The organism is Spongiactinospora sp. 9N601, assembly GCF_044326295.1.
In the GTDB taxonomy this organism is placed as follows: domain Bacteria; phylum Actinomycetota; class Actinomycetes; order Streptosporangiales; family Streptosporangiaceae; genus Spongiactinospora; species Spongiactinospora gelatinilytica.
This window is the reverse complement of sequence record NZ_JBIRBB010000028.1, coordinates 34302-55885: the sequence shown is the minus strand read 5'-3', so window position 1 is coordinate 55885 and position 21584 is coordinate 34302. Positions and strand designations below refer to the sequence as shown.

The 21584-nt window shown below is 70.9% G+C and carries 21 protein-coding genes, 1 tRNA gene and 1 pseudogene; 13 read left to right on the top strand and 10 right to left on the bottom strand.

Annotation, left to right across the window (positions count from 1 at the left end; all coding sequences use genetic code 11):
- Nucleotides 1-29 precede the first annotated feature (29 nt).
- The 5 genes and pseudogenes from ACH34R_RS41410 to ACH34R_RS41390 all read right to left on the bottom strand — a co-directional run.
- A pseudogene (locus ACH34R_RS41410) lies at nucleotides 30-563 on the bottom strand (Uma2 family endonuclease); the annotation flags it as partial.
- 65 nt (nucleotides 564-628) lie between these two features.
- Nucleotides 629-1735 (bottom strand): type III PLP-dependent enzyme, encoded by a 1107-nt coding sequence (locus ACH34R_RS41405; RefSeq protein WP_397567090.1) that lies wholly within the window; start codon nucleotides 1733-1735, stop codon nucleotides 629-631.
- Entirely contained in the window at nucleotides 1732-3378 is a 1647-nt protein-coding gene (locus tag ACH34R_RS41400) for an IucA/IucC family protein (RefSeq protein WP_397567089.1), read from the bottom strand. The genes ACH34R_RS41405 and ACH34R_RS41400 overlap by 4 nt, the downstream gene beginning before the upstream one ends.
- Before the next feature lie 37 nt (nucleotides 3379-3415).
- On the bottom strand, nucleotides 3416-4987 hold the full coding sequence (locus ACH34R_RS41395) for an IucA/IucC family protein (protein WP_397567088.1): 1572 nt from the start codon (nucleotides 4985-4987) through the stop codon (nucleotides 3416-3418).
- A complete protein-coding gene (locus tag ACH34R_RS41390) occupies nucleotides 4984-6168 on the bottom strand; it encodes an acetyl-CoA carboxylase biotin carboxylase subunit family protein (RefSeq protein WP_397567087.1) in 1185 nt (394 codons plus the stop codon). Before ACH34R_RS41390 ends, ACH34R_RS41395 begins: the two co-directional genes overlap by 4 nt.
- 194 nt (nucleotides 6169-6362) lie before the next feature.
- Between ACH34R_RS41390 and ACH34R_RS41385 the strand changes: the two genes are divergently transcribed.
- The 6 genes from ACH34R_RS41385 (at nucleotide 6363) to nudC (ending at nucleotide 11294) form a co-directional block, all read left to right on the top strand.
- Nucleotides 6363-6722 carry a hypothetical protein gene (locus tag ACH34R_RS41385; protein ID WP_397567086.1) on the top strand — a complete coding sequence of 120 codons (360 nt, stop codon included), beginning with the start codon at nucleotides 6363-6365 and terminating at the stop codon, nucleotides 6720-6722.
- A gap of 3 nt (nucleotides 6723-6725) precedes the next feature.
- Nucleotides 6726-8147 carry an ATP-binding protein gene (locus ACH34R_RS41380; RefSeq protein WP_397567085.1) on the top strand — a complete coding sequence of 474 codons (1422 nt, stop codon included), beginning with the start codon at nucleotides 6726-6728 and terminating at the stop codon, nucleotides 8145-8147.
- Nucleotides 8144-8803 (top strand): response regulator transcription factor, encoded by a 660-nt coding sequence (locus tag ACH34R_RS41375; protein WP_397567084.1) that lies wholly within the window; start codon nucleotides 8144-8146, stop codon nucleotides 8801-8803. The genes ACH34R_RS41380 and ACH34R_RS41375 overlap by 4 nt, the downstream gene beginning before the upstream one ends.
- Nucleotides 8804-8974: 171 nt before the next feature.
- Nucleotides 8975-9484 (top strand): hypothetical protein, encoded by a 510-nt coding sequence (locus tag ACH34R_RS41370; RefSeq protein WP_397567083.1) that lies wholly within the window; start codon nucleotides 8975-8977, stop codon nucleotides 9482-9484.
- 2 nt (nucleotides 9485-9486) lie between these two features.
- On the top strand, nucleotides 9487-10161 hold the full coding sequence (locus ACH34R_RS41365) for a class F sortase (RefSeq protein ID WP_397567082.1): 675 nt from the start codon (nucleotides 9487-9489) through the stop codon (nucleotides 10159-10161).
- 137 nt (nucleotides 10162-10298) lie between these two features.
- Nucleotides 10299-11294, top strand: a complete 996-nt coding sequence (gene nudC / locus ACH34R_RS41360) for an NAD(+) diphosphatase (protein WP_397567099.1) — start codon at nucleotides 10299-10301, stop codon at nucleotides 11292-11294.
- Between the two features lie 21 nt (nucleotides 11295-11315).
- On the opposite strand, the gene ACH34R_RS41355 is transcribed toward nudC, so the two are convergent.
- Both ACH34R_RS41355 and ACH34R_RS41350 read right to left on the bottom strand, forming a co-directional pair.
- On the bottom strand, nucleotides 11316-11561 hold the full coding sequence (locus ACH34R_RS41355) for a mycoredoxin (RefSeq protein ID WP_111171207.1): 246 nt from the start codon (nucleotides 11559-11561) through the stop codon (nucleotides 11316-11318).
- 96 nt (nucleotides 11562-11657) lie between these two features.
- Nucleotides 11658-12605 (bottom strand): alpha/beta hydrolase, encoded by a 948-nt coding sequence (locus ACH34R_RS41350; RefSeq protein WP_397567081.1) that lies wholly within the window; start codon nucleotides 12603-12605, stop codon nucleotides 11658-11660.
- Between the two features lie 192 nt (nucleotides 12606-12797).
- Here ACH34R_RS41350 and ACH34R_RS41345 point away from each other — a divergent pair, with 192 nt between their 5' ends.
- The 5 genes from ACH34R_RS41345 (at nucleotide 12798) to ACH34R_RS41325 (ending at nucleotide 18249) form a co-directional block, all read left to right on the top strand.
- Nucleotides 12798-14915 carry an ATP-dependent DNA helicase UvrD2 gene (locus ACH34R_RS41345; RefSeq protein ID WP_397567080.1) on the top strand — a complete coding sequence of 706 codons (2118 nt, stop codon included), beginning with the start codon at nucleotides 12798-12800 and terminating at the stop codon, nucleotides 14913-14915.
- Nucleotides 14916-14927: 12 nt separating this feature from the next.
- Nucleotides 14928-15800, top strand: coding sequence for an acyl-CoA thioesterase (locus tag ACH34R_RS41340; RefSeq protein ID WP_397567079.1), 873 nt, complete (start codon nucleotides 14928-14930; stop codon nucleotides 15798-15800).
- 132 nt (nucleotides 15801-15932) lie between these two features.
- On the top strand, nucleotides 15933-16244 hold the full coding sequence (locus ACH34R_RS41335; protein ID WP_397567078.1) for a hypothetical protein: 312 nt from the start codon (nucleotides 15933-15935) through the stop codon (nucleotides 16242-16244).
- A gap of 127 nt (nucleotides 16245-16371) precedes the next feature.
- Nucleotides 16372-16641 carry a WhiB family transcriptional regulator gene (locus ACH34R_RS41330; RefSeq protein WP_111171209.1) on the top strand — a complete coding sequence of 90 codons (270 nt, stop codon included), beginning with the start codon at nucleotides 16372-16374 and terminating at the stop codon, nucleotides 16639-16641.
- A gap of 1212 nt (nucleotides 16642-17853) precedes the next feature.
- Nucleotides 17854-18249: a S1 RNA-binding domain-containing protein gene (locus ACH34R_RS41325; protein WP_397567077.1), complete on the top strand. Its 396-nt coding sequence runs from the start codon at nucleotides 17854-17856 to the stop codon at nucleotides 18247-18249.
- On the opposite strand, the gene ACH34R_RS41320 is transcribed toward ACH34R_RS41325, so the two are convergent.
- Nucleotides 18228-18998 carry a transposase family protein gene (locus ACH34R_RS41320; RefSeq protein WP_397567076.1) on the bottom strand — a complete coding sequence of 257 codons (771 nt, stop codon included), beginning with the start codon at nucleotides 18996-18998 and terminating at the stop codon, nucleotides 18228-18230. The genes ACH34R_RS41325 and ACH34R_RS41320 overlap by 22 nt on opposite strands.
- A gap of 32 nt (nucleotides 18999-19030) precedes the next feature.
- Here ACH34R_RS41320 and ACH34R_RS41315 point away from each other — a divergent pair, with 32 nt between their 5' ends.
- On the top strand, nucleotides 19031-19609 hold the full coding sequence (locus ACH34R_RS41315) for a S1 RNA-binding domain-containing protein (RefSeq protein ID WP_397567075.1): 579 nt from the start codon (nucleotides 19031-19033) through the stop codon (nucleotides 19607-19609).
- A 525-nt stretch (nucleotides 19610-20134) separates the two neighbouring features.
- Here the strand turns inward: ACH34R_RS41315 and ACH34R_RS41310 are convergent.
- Nucleotides 20135-20214: transfer RNA gene (locus tag ACH34R_RS41310), tRNA-Arg, on the bottom strand.
- 37 nt (nucleotides 20215-20251) lie between these two features.
- The gene (locus ACH34R_RS41305; protein WP_397567074.1) at nucleotides 20252-20881 is read right to left on the bottom strand and encodes a TetR/AcrR family transcriptional regulator; all 630 of its coding nucleotides are present in this window, start codon (nucleotides 20879-20881) and stop codon (nucleotides 20252-20254) included.
- Between the two features lie 66 nt (nucleotides 20882-20947).
- Here ACH34R_RS41305 and ACH34R_RS41300 point away from each other — a divergent pair, with 66 nt between their 5' ends.
- Nucleotides 20948-21547: a hypothetical protein gene (locus tag ACH34R_RS41300; protein WP_397567073.1), complete on the top strand. Its 600-nt coding sequence runs from the start codon at nucleotides 20948-20950 to the stop codon at nucleotides 21545-21547.
- Nucleotides 21548-21584 lie beyond the last annotated feature (37 nt).

Genomic DNA, 21584 nt, shown 5'->3' with positions numbered 1-21584 from the left:
AACAACACCCCGGTGTCGATCGTGATCCCAAAGGGCGAGGGCAGCGCGAGCGGCTTCCCGGCCTCGACGGCGATGACCTTCTCGTAGTAGCCGTTGCCGGGTTCGCTCATCAGGGTCAGGCTGGGCGGCTCGGTCAAGGGGTCGAGGATGAGATAGAGCGGGATGCCGGCGCGGGCGTATTCGAGGGGCTTGTCCCTGTAGTCCACATCACGCGTGCCGGGTGAGCAGACTTCTGCGGCCAGCAGGCATGTGGCTCCATCGACCTGCGCCTCGCCGAATTCGTCGTCGGAGGGCATCACCAGCAGGTCGGGCAGCCGCATGTCACCTCGCTCCGGCGGAATCCGCACGCCGACGGTCTGGTGAAGCTCCCACTCGTGCCGAAGCACGAGCGGGAAGAGCGCCTTGGTGAGCCTGAGCACCACCCGGGAGTGGAGCCTCGTGGTCATCGGGCTCACGACGACGCTCCCGCGCACGATCTCCGCCTTGTAGCCGAGGTCGTTGAGCTCCTGGCACAGGGTGTCGATCGGCGCGACCCGTGGAGGGTGGTCACGAGAGAGTGCCATGAGCATGACGGTTCCACCTTTCGGGCTCCTTAACCACGCAACGATAACGAATCTTTACCGGCTCGTCACGTAACGTAGTGGAACTCCGGCCTCTGGTGCATCAGAAAGTCGTAATGGGAGATGTTCCATGCGTACGCCCCGGCCATCGCGAAGGCCACCACGTCACCGGGCACCAGTGCGGCAGGGACATCGCGGGCGAAGACGTCCTTCGGGGTGCAGAGGCGGCCGACGATGGTGGTGGGCTCGGGGGCGGGGCGGTCGCCGGGGAGGGTGACGAAGGGCTGGTCGTGGCCCTTGGTGACCGGCGTGCGCAGGTGGTGGGTGCCGCCGGTGACGACGGCGAAGCGCCGGCCGTGGACGCGTTTCACATCGAGCACGCGGGTCAGGTACCAGCCGCAGTAGGCGGTCATGGCCCGGCCCGGCTCGATGCGCAGGGTCTCGCCCTCCCGGCGCAGCTCGCGCAGCCCCGCGCCGTAGGCGGCCCAGTCGAAGCGGGCGGCGGGGTCGGTGTAGGAGACGGCCATGCCGCCGCCGAGGTTGATCTCGTGGTAGCCGAGGTCGCGGGCGCGGCCGAGGACGGCGCGGGCCAGGCCGAGAAGCTCGGGGGCGCCGAGCCCGCTGGCCAGGTGGGCCTGCACCCCGCACAGCCGTACGCACGGCTCGCCCTCGATCAGTTGCAGGCACTCGCGCAGGCCGTCGTCGTCCATCCCGAACGGCGTCGCCCCGCCGCCCATCGTCAGCGCCGCGCCCGCCACCGGCACGTCCAGGTTGAGCCGCAGCAGGATGTCCACCGGCCCGTCGCCGAGGGCCACCAGCCGGCGCAGCTCGACCGGGCTCTCCACGTGCAGCCGGGCCACCCCCGCCGCCTCCGACAGCTCCGCCACGGTCTTGCCGGGGCCGCCGAACGCCACCGGCACGCCCGGCGCGACCGCGCGCACATGGGCCAGCTCACCGCCGGAGGAGACCTCGAACCCGTCCACGAACGGGGTGAGCACCCGCAGGATCTCGGCGTCGGGGTTGGCCTTGACCGCGTAGTACAGCTCGACGCCGGCCATCGCCTCGCGCACGGCGGCGGCGTGGGCGGCGAGCCCCGCCAGGTCATAGACGTAGGCGGGCCGGTCGTGCGGCAGCCGTTCGGCGATGTCGCGGACCGCGGCCGGCAGCTCGATCATTTCCCCGGCTCCTTCCTGATGCCCGCGCCGTCCCGGCCCGCCAGCGGGTTGGCGACGGGCACGTACCCGGCGGCCCGGTCGGCCGAGCGGGCCCACCGTACCGAAAGGTTGGCCTTGGCCGGCAGCGGCGCCCCGGCCAGCAGGTCGCGCATCCGCGCAGGCCACCGCCGGGAAGCGGCATAGGCCGACAATTCGTCGTAGGCCACGCCCCACAGTTCGGCCAGCAGCCGCTCGCCGTCGCCGCGCGCCGCGAGGGTGGCGGCGATCTCCGGGAGGTGGTTGACCAGCAGGCAGTAGGCGACGCGGTTCCAGCCCTGGTCGGCGGAGTAGGACAGCGCGGTGGCCACGGTGTCGGGCAGGCCGGTGAGGTCGTGCCTGCCGGTGGTGAGCTTGGCGCCCTCCAGGTCGCGGAAGACGGCCTCGGCCGGCATGCCGCAGGCGTCGGTGCCGATCAGCACGTTCTGGAGGTGGGCCTCAAGGACGACGCCGTGGGTGAAGTAGGCGTCCAGCACCGGGAGGGCCACCCGCCGGACGTACGCGGCCCACCAGCGGACGGGGTCGGCGGACTGCCGTTCGCGTACGGCTTGGGGGAGTGGTCCGCCGGCCGCCAGGGCGGCGGCCAGCAGCGACGTGGACGGCGGCGAGACCCGCAGGATCACGCCGAGCCCTTCGAGCAGGCGGGTGCCGAGCGCGGCGCTGCGAAAGCCCGGCTCGGGCAGCCAGCGGGTGCCGGGGAAGCGCTCGGCCAGGTCGGCGAACACCGGCTCCAGGCGTTCGCTGAGGGCCACCGCGCCCTCCAGCTCGTACCAGGCGTTCTTGCGGACGCAGTTGGTGATCCGCACATCGAGGCTGAACTTCAGGCACATGCCGGTGACCGGCTCGTGGACGGTGCGCACCGAAGAGGTCGGCACCGCGGGCAGGCGGCCGTGCCCCAGATCCACCAGCCGCCCGTCGGCGAGCGGCCCGGCGAGGTCGGCGGCGAGCAGGTCGAGCTGCCAGGGGTGGGCGGGCAGTAGCGCGTACCCGGGGGGCGTCGTACCCTGCGCGTCGAGTTTGTCCAGGGCGGTGGTGTCGCCCTTGGACACCAGTACGTCCTGACGGACCCCGAGCAGCCGGAGCGGGAAGCGGGCGTGCGCCTCGGGGGCGTAGCGCAGCCAGTCGGGGGCGGTGCGGGCCTTGGGGCTGGGGTGGAAGGGGTGGCCGACGGTCAGCGCCTGCTCGGAGGCCAGCCAGGGGCTCTCGGGCGGCACCGCGCGCTCGCGGGCCGCCAGGATGGTCCTGATCGCCTCCCGGCTGGCCGCCACCTGCCCGCCGAACTCCTCGTTGCCCCCGCCGTCCTCGCCCAGGCCGGCCTGCACCAGCGCGATCAGCAGCCGCGAGGTCAGCGGTCGCCACTCGCCGTCCTCCAGCCAGGCCGGCGCCCCGTCGAACCGCAGCGCCGTACCGCCGCTCGCCCGCACCCGGATCAGCGTGCCGGCCATCCGCAGGAACAGGTACGGAGGCACCGGCCACACCTCGCCGCGCGGCCCGGCCACCTCCCGAAGGCAGCAGCGCAGCAGCGCGGCCACCGTGGCCTCCTCGGCGGCGGCCAAGAAACGCGTGTCGTGCGCGGTCTCCGGCGATTCGAGCAGCAGGCTGTCCACGTGCGGTCATGCCCCTTAGGTAGGAGTGGGTCGGTGATCAGATCCGGCGCAGGTAGTTGGGCCCGCCCGTGCCGTAGTACTTGTTCACGTCCAGGGCCCCGGAGCGGGTCTTGTCGACCAGGGTGCCCGCGGTCAGCATGGCCTTGCCGACCAGGCGCGCGGCGTCGAGCGTGCGGGCGCGCAGCAGCTTCGCGAGCGGGTGGTCGCCGTGCTCGGCCAGCGCGTCGGCGAGGGTGTCCCTGACCATCCGGCGCGCGGCGCCGGCGGGCAGCGCGCCGAAGGCCACCGCGGCGGCGGCCAGGTGCAGGGTGATGGTGACGAACACGTCGGCCAGCGCGTGCGGGTCGTCGGTGAGCATCCGCGCGTCGGCGAACGCGGGTACGCCGAGCCCGGCGGCGCGCAGGTGCTCGGGCGAGGCCAGCAGCCCGTCGTTGTCCTTGATCAGCAGGGCCGGGGGCCCGGCGGAGGTCAGCGAGAGGTTCTGCTGGTGGGCTTCCAGGGCGATGCCGTACCTGACGAAGAGCCGTACGTTCCAGCGCAGCAGCAGCCGCAGGTAGCCGCGCAGGACGTCGGCGACGTCGCGCCCCGACGCGCGGGCGACCTCGGCGATCACGGTGTCGCCGCCGGGGGCCGGGGCGAGCAGCGCGGCCACCGGGATGACCGGCGTGTCCGGGATGGTCCGGACCATCCAGGCCAGGTACTCGTGCCCGGCGTGCCCGAAGACCTGCTCGTCGGCCAGCATGATCGCGTCGGCGAACTCCGGCTCCGCGGCCAGCACCTCGCGCAGCAGCCGTTCGGCCAGCGCGCCGTCGGTGAGGGTGCCGGGCTTGATGGACCGCCGGTTGCGCAGCCCCAGCGTGCTGGCCGCCAGCGGCAGCTTCAGGTGCGTGCCCGGCCCGGCCTGCACCGTGCGCATCGACAGCGTGGGCCGCACCCGGAGGTACGGCAGCGGGCCGACGCGCACCCCCGGCATCCGGCCCACCACCCGCACCGACAGCGGATGCACCGGGAACAGCACATGGCTCGCGCCCAGGTCGGGCAGGCCCACCTCCCGGAATGACGGGCCGAACGGCACCCGCGCGCCGCGCGCCCGCCCGCGCGGCACCGCCGCCCAGCGCAACTCGAACGACGGCGCGAACTCCGGCGCGTAGGCCAGCAGCTCCGCCTCCGACAGGCCGTAGCGGGCACGGGCCGTCGGGTACACCGGATGATCGACGAACGCGGCCAGCGTCTCGTAGTCGATGGGGTCGCGGTGGCGCGGGTCGCGCCCGATCCGCGCCATGACCTCCTCGCGCCGCGCGTCGTGCAGCTCCAGCGCGCGCAGCGCGGCCCGGCACTCGACGGCCAGCGCCTTCACCCCGGCCGCGTCGGCGTGCTCGGAGATCTCGGTGACCGCGCCGAGCACGGTGGACAGGCCCAGGGACTCATCGGGGGCGACCACGAAGTCCTGGTAGAGGGAGCCGGGGGCCAGCCGTACCCGGCGCGCGCCCGGAAGCTCCAGCGCGACGCCGTCCTTGGTGCGGGTGACCCGGCCGGCCAGGCCGCCGTAGTCTTCGCGCAGCAGCGCGTTCACCACGCGGGCGGCCAGGTAGCACTCCCGGTCGCTCACGCGGTCACCGTCCAGGGGTGGGCGGCGCGGAAGGCCGCGATGGCGGCGTCCACGGCGGCGGTGTCGCCGCCGATGGCCCGCACGATGCCCAGATAGTCGCGGTTGGTGTTGCTGTGCTCCACGCGGTCGCCGAGCGCGCGCAGCGGGCGGTGCCACAGCTTGACGCCGTCGCTCCCGGCCGCCGGGTCGATCGCGGGCGGGGCCGCGCTGATCGTGCCCGAGCGTTCGGCGAGCAGGCTGAGCGCGACCCCGGCCCGCTCCGGCGGCGCGGGGTGGGCCTGCGGCAGGCGTTCGCCGAGATGGACCCGCAGGATCTGCTCGAACAGCGGCACGCCCAGCAGGTCGGCCAGCAGGAAGTCGCAGTGGTCGCCGATCACCCGGTAGTTGACCTCGATGATCCGCGGCCCGGCGGCGGTCAGCGCGTACTCGGTGTGGCACGCGCCGAAGCCCGCACCCAGCGCGGTCAGCGCGGACAGGACGTGCCTGGTGTGCTCGTACGGCACGGCGGGGGACCAGTCCAGGCGCTCCTCCACGAAGTGCGGGCGGGGGCCGAGCGTGGTGGCGAACCCGCCGAGCACCCGCGTCTCGCGGCCGTCGCCGATGGTCTCCAGGGTGCGTACCGGGCCGTCCAGGTATTCCTCCACGACCAGCGCCTCGCCGGGCCGCCTGGCCCTGGTCCGCCGGACGGCGGCGGCCAGCCCCGCGGCGTCTTCGACCAGGACGACGTCTTCGCTGGCCACGCCCTCGCGCGGCTTGACGACGACGGGGAAGGGGAGGGCGGCGGAGTCGATGGGGTCGTCTGGTGCCAGTCGTACCGACCGGACCCGTTCGACCCCGGCCTCGGCCAGCCTCCGCCGGGTGAGGGCCTTGTTCTTGGCGGCCAGGCAGGCCCGCCAGTCCTTGCCGGGCAGGCCGAAGTAGGCGGCGGCCAGGGCGGTCTCCGGCTGGATGTGGTCGGAGTTGGAGAAGATCGCGTCGGGGCGGTGGTGGTGCGCGATGGTGTCGATCACGGCGCGCGGGTCGCGTACGTCGCAGGCGATCACCTCGCCGGGGTGTACCCGCCGGTGGTCCGCGGGGCGGTCGGTGAGTACGGTGACCTCACAGCCCAGGGCGCGGGCGGCGGGCAGGAATCCGTCGGTCACGGAGTCGGTCGGTTTGAGCGCGGTGATGTACAGCCGCACGCAGGCACCCCCGGATCAGGTAAGGCTAACCTAACCCGTAGCATCTTAGTCCCGCCACGAGCGGCCCGTGGCGCGAGTGGTCATTCGCGAAACATGTCGATAATCGGCCTGTGGGTGGCGTGAGGTGGACGGATGAGAGGGTTCTCATGCGGCTCTCACCGTCTTCTCGGGTAAGGCCGCCTACGGTTGGGGGCATGAGCCGCCGCACTTCCGTCATCGCCGTTCTCGCCGTCGCCCTGGGGGCCGTGGCGGCGGTGCCGGCGATGGTCGGGCTGGTGCGGGCGGTCAGCGTCGATCCGCCCGACCTGCGCCGCACGATCGTGGTCGGCCCAGAGTCGTCCGCCGCCGAGAAGTCCTCCGCCGAAAAGCCCGCCGAGAAGCCGGTCGAGAAGCGCTCGCCTGAGAAGTCCTCCCCCGAGAGGGCTTCGCCGTCCGGGGAGAAGGCGCGGGAGCGCACGGCCCGGCCCGCCGAGCCGGTCGAGCCGCCACCGCCGCCGCGCGGCGGAGGCGACGACGATGGCGGTGACGACGGCGACGAAGGCGGGGATGACTGACCGATGAGCGCCCGGGCCCGGATCGTGGGCTGGATGCTGCTCGTCGTCACCCTCGCTCTGGCGGTGTCGGTCTTCGCGACCTGGACCCTCCTGCACGCCCGCATGGAGGAGCGGGTCAACGCCGAACTCGGCAACGAGGCGGAAAAGCTCGGCAACTACATCAAGGAGGCGGGCCGCGCCGAACGCGACGTCGAGCGGCTGCTGACCGGCCACCTCGTGGTCAACGCGCCCGACCGGCACGAGACGTTCTTCACGATCGTCAACGGCAAGAAGGGCCGCAGGACGTACGTGACCCCCGAACTGGACCTCAGCGCCGACGACGCGCTGGTCGCCAGGCTCGCGCGGGCGACCGAGCCGTACGCGGCCTGGCTGGAGACCGCCGCGGGCACCGTGCGCCACGCCGTGATCCCGGTCCGCAGCGGGGCCGACGTCGGGCACTTCGTGATCGTGGTCTTCTACGAGCACCACTCACGGGAGGTCGACGAGTCGGTTCGCGCGGTGGCCGTCACCGCCGGGGTGGCGCTGCTGCTGGCCGGCGCGGCGGGCTGGTGGGTGGCCGGGCGGGTGCTGGCCCCGGTACGCCTGGTACGGCAGGCCGCCGAGCGGATCAACGACTCCAGCGACCTCACCCGCCGGCTGCACGTGCCCGGCAACGACGACGTCGCCGCGCTCGCCGCCACCTTCAACCGCATGCTGGACCGGCTGGAGCGCGCGTTCGCCGTACAGCGCGACTTCGTGGACGACGCCGGTCACGAACTGCGCACACCCATCACCGTCATCCGCGGCCATCTGGAGCTGATGGGCGATGACCCGCAGGACCGCGCCGAGACGATCGCGCTGGTCACCGACGAGCTGACCCGGATGAACCGCATCGTGGACGACCTGCTCACCCTCGCCAAGGCCGAACAGCCCGGCTTCCTCGCCCTCGACGACGTCGAACTGGCCGACCTCACCGTCACCGTGCTGGCCAAGGCCCGCCCGCTCGGCCCGCGCAACTGGCGGGTCGAGGAGGTCGCCGACGCCTCCATCAGGGCCGACGGGCAGCGGCTCACCCAGGCGATGATGCAGCTCATCGCCAACGCGGTGCGGCACACGGGGCCGGGCGACCTGGTGGCGGCGGGCTCGGCCGTACGGGGGGCCGAGGTGGTGCTGTGGGTCCGCGACAGCGGCCCCGGCGTACGCGCCCAGGACCGCGAGCGGATCTTCGCGCGGTTCGTGCGCGGCGGCAGCCGTACGCACGAGGGGGCCGGGCTGGGCCTGGCCATCGTCAGGTCCATCGCCGAGGCGCACGGCGGCCGGGTGCACGTGGAGAGCGCGGACGGCGGCGGCGCGCTGTTCGTCATCACCATCCCCTTCCACAACGCGCGCAGAGAACCGCCGGACGACGTCGGCGACACGATCGAGATCATGCTGGAGTCCCGATGAACCGCATCCTGATCGCGGAGGACGAACGCCGCATCGCCTCCTTCCTGGAGAAGGGGCTGCGCGGCAACGGCTTCGCCACGACCGTGGTGGAGGACGGCGTGGCGGCCTACGAGTACGCGGTCGGTGGGGCGTTCGACCTGCTCATCCTGGACATCGGCCTGCCGCTGCGGGACGGCTTCACCGTGCTGCGGCGGCTCCGCGAGACCCGGGCCGCGATCCCGGTCATCATCCTCACCGCCAGGGACAGCGTGGCCGACACCGTGGCGGGCCTTTCGGGCGGGGCGGACGACTACATTGCCAAGCCGTTCGCGTTCGAGGAACTGCTGGCGCGGGTCCGGCTGCGGTTGCGCGGCGACCGTGTGCCGGAGGTGACCGTGCTCCGGGTGGGCGACCTCTCCCTCGACCTGCGGGCCCGCCGGGTCAACGTCGGCGACCGGCCGGTGGAGCTGTCCACGCGGGAGTTCGCGCTGGCGGAGGTGTTCTTCCGGCATCCCGACCAGGTGCTCACGCGCGAGCAGTTGCTGAGCCATGTGTGGGGGTTCGACTTCGACCCGGGGTCCAACGTGGTGGACGTGTACGTACGCTACCTGCGGCGCAAGATCGGGGCCGACCGGATCCAGACGGTTCGCGGGACAGGGTACCGATTGCGGGGCTGACCAGGGGCTGACCAGGGGCTGATCTGGGGCTGACCTGGGACTGATCTTGGGATGACCTGGGGCGACGTGATGGGAGACCTCTCATCCGACCCTCATCGGGGGCTCACGGGCGGGGGTGAGGGTGGGTGTCGCCGCGGAGATACCGCGCACGCACACGACAGGGAGCCTCCCATGACCCTTGACCTTCGCCGTACGGCCCTCACCGCCGCCGTTGTCCTCACCCTGGCCGCCTCCGGCGCCGCCCTGGCCGCCCCGGCCATGGCGGCCCCCGCCACGCCCGCCCTCGCCCTCCTGACGGCCTCGGCCGACGACGATGACGACGACGATCGTGGTGCGTCGCGCGGCGGCAGGTCCCGCGACGACGACGATGACGACGACCGCCGTGCGCTGCGCGGCGGCGGGTCCCAGGACGATGACGACGACCGCCGGGTCCCGCGTGGTGGCGTGGACACCGGTAAAGGCGGTACGTCCCGGGACGACGACTCTCCGCGGGGTGAGGAGGACGCCAAGGCCGCCGGTACGACCGTCGCCCGGGACGCCAGGCCGGTGGCGGCGGAGTCCCCCGGCACGGACACGGGCCTGCCCGGCGGCCTGCTCGCGAGCGTCGCGGGCCTGGCCGGGCTCGGCGGGCTGGCCGCCTTCGGCCTGTGGCTGCGCCGCCGCGTCGACGCGGAGAGCTGACCGTGGAGCACCGGCACGGCGTACGCCGATCCGATTTCCACGGGATGGGCGCCGCCGCCCTGGCCATGGCCCTGGCGGCGGGCACCTGCCTCGTGCCCGCTGACGGGCGGACCGCGACCTCGTCCTCCCCGGCGGGGGCCCCGCGAGCCGTACCGGTCCCGTTGCCGTCCCCCTCTCCTTCACCCTCGCCTTCACCCTCGCGTTCGCCCGCGCCGAAGCGTGACGCCGCGAAGCCCGTCGTGCTCCATCTGCCGTCCGTCGGGGTCTCCACACGGATGGTCGGCCTGCGGATGGACCGGCGCGGGCGTCTGGCCGCGCCCGCGCGGTTCGACGTGGCCGGGTGGAACGTCGCCGGGCCGGAACCGGGGGAGCCCGGCGTGGCCGTGGTCGCCGGTCACGTCGACTCGCGTACCGGGCCGGCGGTCTTCTACCGCCTGCGGCACCTGAAGCAGGGCGACCCTGTCCACATCGAACGGGCGGACGGTACGTCCGTCACCTTCACCGTCCGCCGCCTGGCTCAGTACCCCAAGACGCGCATCCCCGGCCAGGTGGTCTACGGCGCCACGAAGGACCCGCAGCTCCGCCTCATCACCTGCGCCGGCGCGTTCGACCCCGGCCGCCGCAGCTATCGCGACAACCTGGTCGTCTTCGCCGACCGGGCACGAACCTCCCGCTGACCTGCCACACCCCACCCCGGTCCACCCCGGAAGAGACGCCCCGCCGGATGCGCCCCCCGGCGGGGCGTCCCCCACTCCGCGATACAAGGGATCTTTTTCCGCGAAGTAGGATGTCCACCGTAAAAGGGGTGGAATACGTGGGGCATGTGGCCGAAGAACAGCTTTTGGGACCGTTACTGCTCGCGCGCAGCGCCATCGACAGATCGGCGTTGCAGCGCAACGACGCCGAATGGCTGGACCGGGCCTGGGGTGACACCACCACCCGCGTACTGATCATCGAAGAGGGACGCACGCTCGTCCGCCGTACCGGGGACGACACGGAGATCGTCTACTTCTCCCCGCACGAGAGCCCGCCGGGCGCGCGTTACCTGCTCGGCGTCGATTCGCGGCAGATCGCCTACTTCGCGGTGGCCGCGCCGCTGCCCGGGGTGACGTCCCGCGGTGTCGATCACGCCGATGCCCGGCAGATCCGCACGTTGCCGCCGCTCGGTGCCGGCGACCTGGAGGACGGCCTGGCCGTACCCGCGGGCCTGCGCCAGGTGGGCATGCTGCTCGGCGACCGCGACGCGGGCCTGATGGTCTACGCGGTGGCGCTGGAGGCGTGGCACGCGACCCACGAGTTCTGCCCGCGCTGCGGCGGCCGTACGCAGGTCAGGGCGGGCGGTCACGTACGCGTCTGCCCGGCCGACGACAGTCAGCACTTCCCGCGCGTGGACCCGGCGGTGATCATGCTGGTCCACGACGAGGACGACCGCTGCCTGCTCGCCAGGGGGCCGCAGTGGCCCGAGGGGCGGTTCTCGGTGCTGGCCGGGTTCGTGGAGCCGGGGGAGTCGCTGGAGCACGCCGTGATCCGCGAGGTCGCGGAGGAGGTGGGCGTGCCGGTCAGCGGGCCTCGGTACCTGGGCAGCCAGCCGTGGCCGTTCCCGCGCAGCCTGATGCTCGGGTTCTTCGCGCGGGCCGCCGCGACCGAGATCACCCTCGACCCTCAGGAGATCGCCGAGGCGCGGTGGTACAGCCGCGCCCAGCTCGCCGCCGCGCTGCGTACCGGTGAGATACGGCTGCCGCCCGAGGTCTCGATCGCGCGCCGCCTCATCGAGACCTGGTACGGCGAACGGCTCACCGGCGACTGGTGATGACCTTGAAGTCGGTGCCCGTCAGGCCGTGATGGCGGCCATCCGGGCCTTGACATCGATGACCGAGGGGTTGGTCATCGTCGTACCGTCCTCGAAGAGCACGGTCGGAACGGTCATATTGCCGTTGTTGACACTCATCACGAGCTCCGCGCCCTTCGGGTCGCGCTCGATGTCGATCTCTTGGTAACTGATCCCCTCACGCGTGAGCTGGCCCTTGAGCCGTCGGCAGGGACCGCACCAGCTCGTCGTGTAGACCGTGAGCGCCATTTCCGGAGATTCCCTTCGTTTAGTGGAGCCTCGGGGGGTGGAAGATCGGCCGTCCATTGGCAACAAGCGGAGGGTCCTTCATCTTCCCGGATCATGTCATCTCGCGGACGGCCTGAGCACTCCGGCGATCCAGGCGTACACCTGCTTGGAGACCGCCGCGTCGCCGTACAGAGCCGAGGAGTGCCGGGCGCCGGGGATCACGCGGACCGTCATCGGCACGCCGACCTGCCGCAACTGCTCCTGAAGCAACTGGCTGTGCAGCGGCGGCACGAACTCCCCGCGCGAGTGGATCGCCAGCATCGGCGCGTCGCCGCGGCTCGCCTGCCACGGCACCTCCATGCTCGCCCAGATCTTCTCGCACAGGCCGTACGGCTGACAGCCCCCGGCCAACTGGATCGCCGACTGCCGCAGCTTGCGCCCGTGGAGGCTGACGGCCTCGCCCGCGCCGTCCGCGAACGCGGTCAGCGGCGAGATGACCGGGGACATGCCGACGACGCCCTTCAGGCCCACCTGGCCGTTCTTGTAGGTGCCCACCGCGGCGGCGATGTGCCCGCCCGCCGAGAAGCCGACGATGGCGTAGTTGCCCGGGTCGAAGGAGTAGCGGGCGGCGTACCGCTTGGCGGCGGCGATGGCGGCGAGGAGGTCGTCCCGCTGGGCGGGCCAGGTGGCCTGGCCGGACAGCCGGTAGTTGACGTTGAAGACGGTGTAACCCTGCGCCACGAAGCCCCGCGCGATGGCGGTCGTGGACCTTTTGTCCCCGGAGGACCACCAGCCGCCGTGGAGTACGAACACGCCGGGCCTGCGGCCCTGGCCGGGCAGCCAGGAGACGTCCATCCGCTGGCGGTGGTGCCTGCCGTACGCGACGGTCTTGGTCACCGCGTCGGGGACCTCGGGGTACACCGTCGGCGTGTACGCGGGCGGGGCCGTCGGCTCCGCCTGCTCCTCCGACACCGGCGGGGGCGGCGGCACCGGACGGGACGCCTGCGCCGCGGCCGGCGCCAGGACGGTCGGGAACACTGCTGCGGCCAGAGCGAGCGCACCCACAGTCACCACGGTCCGCACAGATCTCAATCCTTCCCTGGGCATGGTCGCCAACATTCTGGGGTAGATCCCTTGGTTTTCGCATCTTGCCTGCATTGCGAGTTATCCACAGGCGGGCCCGAAGCGGAGCAAGGTGCGGCCGGCGGCTGAAAGGATGGTTGCGGCAGAGCTGTTCGACGCGCGTAAGGAGATCGCGTGGAGCCCTATGACGTTCTGGATGGCCTCGACCCCGAGCAGCGTGCGGTCGCCGAGGCCACGCGGGGTCCTGTGTGCGTCCTGGCGGGGGCCGGCACGGGCAAGACCCGCGCGATCACGCATCGCATCGCCTATGCGGTGCACAGCGGGGTGGTCGAGCCGCAGGCGGTCCTGGCGGTGACGTTCACCACCCGCGCGGCGGGGGAGCTGCGGCAGCGGCTGCGCGCGCTCGGCACGCCGGGCGTGCAGGCCCGCACCTTCCACGCCGCGGCGCTGCGCCAGCTCACCTACTTCTGGCCCAGGGTGATCGGCGGCGACCCGCCGTCCATCATCGAGTCCAAGCTGCCGGTGCTGATCGAGGCGTGCCGCCGGGTCAGGCGCAATCCCGACCGGGCGGAGCTGCGCGACATCGCCTCGGAGATCGAGTGGGCCAAGGTCACCCAGGTCGCCGCCGACGACTACGCGGCGGCGGCCAAGAAGGCCGGCCGCACCCCGCCGATCCCCGCCGAAGAGGTGGCGCGCCTCTATGAGGCTTACGAGCAGATCCGCCGCGAGCGGCACCTGGTCGACTTCGAGACGATCCTGGAGCTGACCGCGGCGGTGATGACCGAGCACCAGGAGGTCGCCGCCCAGATCCGGCAGCAGTACCGCTACTTCGTGGTCGACGAGTACCAAGACGTCAACCCGCTCCAGAAGCTGCTGCTGGACACCTGGCTCGGCGGGCGCGACGACCTGTGCGTGGTCGGCGACCCCAACCAGACGATCTACTCCTTCACCGGCGCCACCCCGCGCTACCTCACGGGCTTCACGGTCGAGCACCCCGACGCGTCGGTGATCAGGCTGGTCCGCGACTACCGCTCGACGCCGCAGGTGGTCGGGCTGGCCAACAAGGTGCTGGAGAAGGCCCGGTCACCGCACCGGCTGGAGCTGATCGCCCAGCGCCCCGAGGGGCCGGTGCCGGTGTTCGCCGAGTTCGACGACGAGCCCGCCGAGGCCGAAGGCGTGGCCAAGGCGGTCCGCAAGCTGATCGACTCCGGGGTGTCCGCGCGCGAGATCGCGGTGCTGTTCCGGATCAACGCCCAGTCCGAGGCGTACGAGCAGGCGTTCACCACCGCGGGCGTGCCCTACCTGGTGCGCGGCGCGGAGCGCTTCTTCGAGCGCCCCGAGGTGCGCGAGGCCGTCGTGCTGCTGCGCGGGGCCGCGCGCTCGGCCGCGGCCGACGACCCGCTCGCGCCGACCGTCCACCACATCCTGGGCGGCAAGGGGTTCACCCCGCAGCCGCCCGACGGCGGCCGGGCGCGTGAGCGCTGGGAGTCGCTGAAGGCCCTGGCCGAGCTGGCCGAGGACATGGCGGCCCGGGGCGCCGACCTGCCCGCGTTCGTGGCCGAGCTGGAGCGGCGGGCCGCCGAGCAGCACGCCCCGCCGATCGAGGGGGTGACGTTCGCCTCCCTGCACTCGGCCAAGGGCCTGGAGTGGGACGCGGTGTTCCTGGTCGGGCTCACCGACGGCATGATGCCGATCGTCTACGCCGAGACGCCCGACCAGACCGAGGAGGAGCGCCGGCTGCTCTACGTCGGGGTGACCCGTGCCCGCGCCCACCTGCACCTTTCCTGGGCGCTGGCCCGCACGCCGGGCGGGCGCAAGAGCCGCCGCCCGTCCCGCTTCCTGGACGGCCTGACCGGCCGCCCCGTCGCCCCGCCCCGCACCACCTCCTCCGGCCGCGACCGCCGTGCCGCGGCGGCCCCAGTGAGCTGCCGGATCTGCGCCAAGACCCTGGTCACCGGGGCGGAACAGAAGCTCGGCCGGTGCACCACCTGCCCGTCCGACTATGACGAGGCGCTGCTGGAGAAGCTGAAGACATGGCGCAGCGCCACGGCCAAGGAGGCCAAGGTCCCCGCTTACGTGGTCTTCACGGACGTCACGTTGCAGGCCATCGCGGAGCGCGTTCCCACGTCCGAGGCCGATCTGTTGATGATCCCGGGTATTGGGCGGGTCAAGCTGGACCGGTACGGTGAGATGGTCCTCACGTTGTGTCGTGCGGCGGGCGGCGAGGCGGACGAACAGCACTCACACGACGAGTACGGCGAGCATGTTGAGCTTTTCGAGCAAGATGGGTAGGGAAGCGGCGCGGTGAACGAGGCCCTCAAGGAGCTGCTCGACCTGCTCGACCTGGAACAGATCGAGCTCAACATCTTCCGCGGACGCAGCCCCCGGGAGCGTATCCAGCGCGTGTTCGGCGGGCAGGTCGCCGCCCAGGCGCTGGTCGCGGCCGGCCGTACGGTCCCGTCCGACCGGCAGGTGCACTCGCTGCACGCCTACTTCATCAGGCCGGGCGACCCCTCGGTGCCGATCGTCTACGAGGTCGATCGCCAGCGCGACGGCCGGTCCTTCACCACCCGCCGGGTGGTGGCCATCCAGCACGGCAGGCCGATCTTCACCTTGTCGGCCTCCTTCCACCTCCACGAGGAGGGCATCACCCATCAGGCGGCGCCGATGCCGGCCGTGGCCCGGCCGGAGGGCCTGCCGCCCGTCCTCGACCACCTGCGCGCGCAGTTCGGCGACGTCGACGAGCTGCGCGAGGGGCTGTCCGCGCCGCGCCCGGTCGACGCCCGCTACGTCACCCCGCTCACCTGGGAGGCGCACCGCGACCCCACGCTGATCTCCTCCGAGAACCAGGTGTGGTTGCGCTACGACGCCGACCTGCCCGACGACCCGCTGCTGCACATCGTGCTCGCCGCCTACGCCTCCGACTACACGCTGGTCGACACGGTCCTGCTCGCGCACGGCCTCGCCTGGGGGGTGTCGCCCATCATGGGCGCCTCGCTCGACCACGCGATGTGGTTCCACCGTCCGTTCCGCGCCGACGAGTGGCTGCTGTACGCGCAGGAGTCGCCCTGGTCCGGCTCGGCCCGCGGCCTGGCCCGCGGACAGATGTTCACCGCGTCCGGTGATCTCGTGGTGTCGGTGGTACAGGAGTGCATGATCCGCCTGACCGACACGTAAAACTGCAGGTAGAAAATGTGTTGCCGGGTTGCGGTGCTGGGGTTTAAGGTCATGGACATGCGAGTCGGACGCTCCTGTCCGGCCGACTTCACCCGATAGTGAAGCAGATCTGAGAGCGGAGGTGAGTCCCCGGTGATTATCAACGAGACGCCATCGGTGTGGCTCGCGTCCGCGCGCCGCTGCAATGTCGTGTTCCTCGGCGCCCCGATCACCGGGCTGCTCGCTGATGGGCCGGCAAGAGCGCGACGGCAGGAGTCTGCCCACTTGGCCATGCCCGTCCGCAGTGGATTCAAGGGCGCCGCCATGCGCGGCTACCTGCCCACCGTCAAGGGCGCCCCGGTCTTCATGACCGTCCGTGAACAGCAGCAGACCAAGCACGACGACCCGTTCGCCAATGGTGGCCTGCGTGGTTCGCACCCCTGGAGAGATCCGGTCACGACCTGACCGGCTGAAGACCTCCAGGGCCGCGGATCCGCAGACAGGATCCGCGGCCTTAGTTATTTCCGCAGTCCGTCCACCTCAAGAGGTACAGCCCAAGAAGATCAACACGACTTTCAGAGAGGTGACCCTGATGCGGGCCAAGCCGATCATGGACCTGATCGACGAAGCCGACATCCCATGTCGTTCCGACCCCGACCTGTGGTTCGCCGAGTCCCCGGAGGACGTCGAGTTCGCCAAGGCGCTCTGCGGAGGCTGCCCCATCCAGAAGACCTGCCTGGCCCGCGCGCTCGAACGCGCCGAGCCCTGGGGCGTCTGGGGCGGCGAGCTGATCCTGCGCGGCACCATCGTCCCGCGCAAGCGGCCCCGCGGTCGCCCGCGCAAGACCCCGGTCGCAGCCTGACCCTTCCCGCGAGTTCATCACCACCACGAAAGGACCACCGAAATGAGCGGCTTCACCGGACGGAGCAACGAAATCCCCTCGATGTCTGAAGATTTGGTGCGTGACCGAATACGGTCCCTCCACCAGGAGGCCGAGGAGCAACGCATGATCCGCCAGGTGATCCGCGTCCGCCGCGCCCGCCGCGACGCGGAACGCGCCTCCGCCCGCCTCCGCCACGCCCTGCTCCGCCTGGGCTGACCCAGGCACTCTCGATAATCACCACCACCTACCACCGGCCGGGTGAGGCCCCACCTCACCCGGCCGCCGCGTCTCCGAACTCCTTCTCATCGGACATCCGACACCGACATTCCTCGCCCATGCCGCAGCACTCCTACAGCAAGCCCCTCTACTCACCGCCCAGGCATCTTCCCCGAGGGCCTCGATCGCCTCTATACGATTCTTCTCCTTCTTGCGCGGCATACTTTCCACCCGCCGTGACGTTGCTCCTGGGCGTGTCTTGTGTCCGCTGTTCGGGCTTTTTTCCGGGGGCCTCAATGGTCTCTTTGTGATTCTTGTCCTTCTTGTGTGGCACACTTTCCATCCACCGCCACGCCACACCTCGCAATGTCCTGGCCCCGGTCTGCCCGCTGGCCGCAACCCCCGCCGAACCGCCACTTCCTCGGCCGCCACGCCCCTGAGGCTTTCCCGCCATTACCCGCCCTTCCGGCGGGGAGCGCGCTCCGCGCGCCCAATCGCCCTCGCTCCGCTCGGACGCCCTTCTTAGGTCGGGCTTCGCCCGATGCTGGCGCCGCTAGTCGGTCAATCCGAACGGCATCAAGGTCAACGTTTCCCAACGATGAAGGAACCTGTCGATCGCTGGCCAATTCGACAAGCCTATGCGCCAGGACACGAAAAGGCCCAGCTCGCCGGATAATGAGCTGGGCCTTCGCCTTGCGCGGCCGAAAGGGCTCGAACCCCCGGCCTTCTGATCCGCAGGTCCCTGAACGACCTACAATGTCGTTCAGGCCCATTCGCCGCGCTGGCCACCGGACCTCCGACCGTTCGAGCCTGTTCGCCTCAGTTCATGATCCTGCCCGGGTGGCTCCCGGAAAGCTTGTTGATCACCTGCTTACAGAGATGTATACCGATCATGCTCGTTTCTGGGACGGGCCAGGTCATGACAGAGTTGGCAATGTGGGTAGACCGACGGACGATCAAGAGATAGTTGAGGTCTTGAGGGCGGTTCAGGTCGGCGACATCGTCTCGGGGACGGTCACACATGTGGGACGTCCTCGCGGCGCTGCGGTGAAGCTCGACGGGCGCCTGGGGCTGGTCTCGGCGGACATCGGGCCTTTGGACGTCTCCTGGGGCCACCGGTCGGATGAGGCTGTACAGGTCGGCCGGCGCGTCACCGCCGAAGTGATCGATGTCGATGACGAACGGAAAGGCATTGGCCTGTCCCTGGCCGCGACCGAGAATCCCGAACTCTGGGCATTCCTGAAAGGCCTTCGCCCCGGCGATGTACTCAGCGGCGAAGTGGCAGACATCCAGCGGTTCGGTGTGTTCGTAAGGCTGGAAGATGGGCCGCCGCATCCCGTGAACCCTTTTCATCCTTGGGCGGTCTCGTAGTTCTGGAGTACTGCGATGGCCTTGCACAGATGACCGGCCTTGCTGGGGCTGCACCGCAGTTTGCGCAGGATGGCCCAGCTCTTGAGTTGGGCGTTGGCCCGCTCTCCAGGGCCGCGTAGACGGGCGTGGGCCCGGTTGGCCTGCTTCTGCGAGACCGGTTTGTCCTTGCCCCGGTACGGTGTGACCACCACACCGCCTGCTCCCTGGTAACCCTTGTCCGCCAGGACGACGATGCCCGCCTGTTCGAGCGCGCGCAGGATTCCCCAGATCCGCGCGGCGGAAAGGTCGTGCGTGCTGCCCGGCAGCGCGCCGGAGGTCCACACGATCGTGCCATCCGGTGAGGCGATCACCTGCACGTTCATGCCGTGCACCCGGTGCTTGCCGGAGTAGTAGGGCCGGTCGGCCTTGACCCGGTCAATGCGGATCAGCGTGCCGTCCAGGACCAGGTAGTGCAGCTTGTCATGGCGGGCCCTGCTCACGGCTCGGTCGAGTTTCGGTGAACGCGCCGACAGCAGCATCACCGTCTCCTCCACATGTCGCCACGCGGTCGTCGCCGACACGCCGAACCCCGCGCCGGCCATGTGGAAGGTCTCGCCTTTGCGCAGGTAGACCAGGACGAGCAGGGCTTGTCTGCCGGGGGTGAGTCGCCGCCAGGGCGAGCGGATCGCCTTACGGTGCCGCCGGATGATGCCTGCCACGTAGTTGAGGGTCTGGGAGGACAAATCGACGGCGGCACGATAGAACAGCATCCAAGGCCCCTGGTCCGGCGAACGTGATTGTGGTGATCAACCCGTCTACCAGGGGCTTCTTTACGTCGCCAGGCGAACGCCGCATCCGCGATCATCCTGTGATCAGCAGGCCTCATTCCAAGGATGAAAAAGGTTCCGTCTATCCAGGAGTAGGTTTCATCACGGTCCCCGAACTTTCCTGGCAGTATTTCGATGAGGTGTCTGAGGTCGTCGAGATAGGGCAGCGGGTCACCTGTTCCGTTCTTTGCTGCGATACCGCACAGGGCGAAGCCAGGATCTCCCTTCGCGCACTTCAACCTGATCCGTTCCAGGAGTTCGCCGACGCGGCTCGCGAAGGACACGAGTTCTGCGGAACCGTGACCAAGCTCGTTCCGTTCGGAGCCTTCGTCAGGATCATGGAGGGCATCGAGGGGCTGGTGCCCTTGGACGAACTCGTCTCTATGCCTGTCGAGACTCCCGAGCAGGTCGTCCAGATCGGCGACCGCGTCAAGGTGACCATCATCAGCCTGGATCGCGACGCCCGCCGATTGCTCCTCGCCTTGATGACATCCGGACGGAGGACAGCAGGCTCCGGGACCGATGCGAGTGCGCCGACCTCACCGAAGACGTGAGGCACGTACAGAGAGGTGCCCGCCATCCCGGTGGGCCAGGGCTGAGGAATGAAGCCCTGGGCCTTCGATCGCCCTCAACCATGTGCGGTGACCAGCCATGCAGTGGCGATCATAGGGCTGCATCCGTGCGGCGGCGTGGCAACCCCGGTCGGAGCGTTCGGTCCGTACGTTCGGTCCGTACGTTCGGTCCGTGCGTTCGGTCCGTACGGGCGGGCCGGCGTACGGTGTCGGCCCGGTCTCCCGCCGCCGTCCGGGACCGGCTCCAGGCCGCACGCCCGGACGGCGGGCGGGCGGAGGGCCGAGGGTACGGCGGCGCACCGCGCGCCGCCTTGATCTCTACCGCGTCCCTGATGTGATCAGGCAGAGGGTCGGCTCAGGCTGCGGTGTGCTGCGTTATCGGCGGCCAGGAGTTCGCGGGCTGAGAAGTCTCGGTCGCCGGTGAGGGCGTTCTCCACTCCGGCGCGTTGTTGGATGGCCCGGCGGGATTCGGTGCGCTGGGCCGTTTCCAGGGCCGGCCGTCCGCTGCGCGCGGCGACAGGAGTCGAACCCGTGACCTTCTGATCCGTATTCAGATGCTCTGGCTGTGCCGGTGCGAGCGTCCGCACATTGCGACGGCGTGTTTCGCCGCAGCTCATGGGCGGATCAATGGATGAAGGGGGTCAGGGTGGTCAGGTGGGTGCGTAGGACGGTGAGTGTGGTGGAGGGGTCGAGGCGGGTGGGGTGGAAGGCGGCTTCCAGGGAGAGGCCGTCGATCAGGGCGCAGAGGCGGCGGGACTCGGTGGGGATGTCGGCGTCTGCGCGGAGGTGGCCGTCTCGGTCGGCGCCGTGCAGGATGCGGGTGGTGAGGGTGAGCAGGCCGTCGTAGAGCTCGTCGGCGTGGGCGCGGAGTTCGGGGCGGGTGCGGGCGGCGGCGACGAAGGACAGCCAGACGATGACCTCGGTGCGGCGCTGGTCGTCGAGCGGCAGGAGTTCGGCGAGCATGCGAACGACGGTCTCGCGTCGCTCGGCCGGGGGGAGCGGGGCGGAGGGGTTCAGCAGGCGGTCGGCGTGGACGGTCAGCCGGGCCATCAGCCGGGCGGACATCTCGCGCATCGCGAACACCATCAGCTCGGTGTGCCCGGCGAAGTAGTGACGGACCGACCCGATGGCCAGTCCGGCCTCGGCGGCGACGTTGCGCAGTGACGCCTGCTCCAGGCCGTCGCGGCAGACCACGCGGAACACCGCCTCGGCGACCGCTCGCCGCCGCTCGTCCGGGTCCACGATTTTCGGCACACCGTCTTTATAGCACGGGCATGCTATGGTCGTTTATAGCATGGCCGTGCCATAAACGGAGGTGTAATGAGCGAGATACTGCTCCCGGTCGTGGTGATCGGCCTGGTCGTCGCCGTGGTGATACGGCGGTTCCGGGGGGAGCCGCTGACGGCTCGCGACCTGTTCGTCGCGCCTGTCGTGCTTGTCGGCATTGGGGCGTACGGGCTGATCAAGGACGTTCGGCCGGAGGGGGCCGACCTGGCGTGGGTGGTGGCCGGCGCGGTGGCGGGCCTGCTGCTGGGCGCGGTACGTGGCCTCACTCCGCGACTTTTCGCCCGTGACGGCCATCTCTGGCAGCGCTATACCGTCTGGACACTGCTGGTCTGGGTCGGTTCGGTGGTGGTCAACTTCGGCATCGGCGCGCTGGCCACGGCGGCCGGTACACCGGAGCAGGTCCGTCCGATGGGCCTGTCCATCGGCATCGGCCTGCTGGGTGAGGCCGTCGCGCTGGGGCTGCGGGCCCGCGCGATGGGCGTCCCCTTCGCCCCTGAGGAGGAGGGTTCTGTGCTCGATCGCCTGATCGGCCGCTCTTCGTCCGATATCGGAGGGACGAGGTCATCGGCGCTCGGCGATCGGCGCGACCGTGCCGGTTCGCGTGACGGCGGGTCCCGCCGTACGTGGCCCTGACCGGCCGGTACGCCGGAGCGCCCTCGGCGGTGACCCG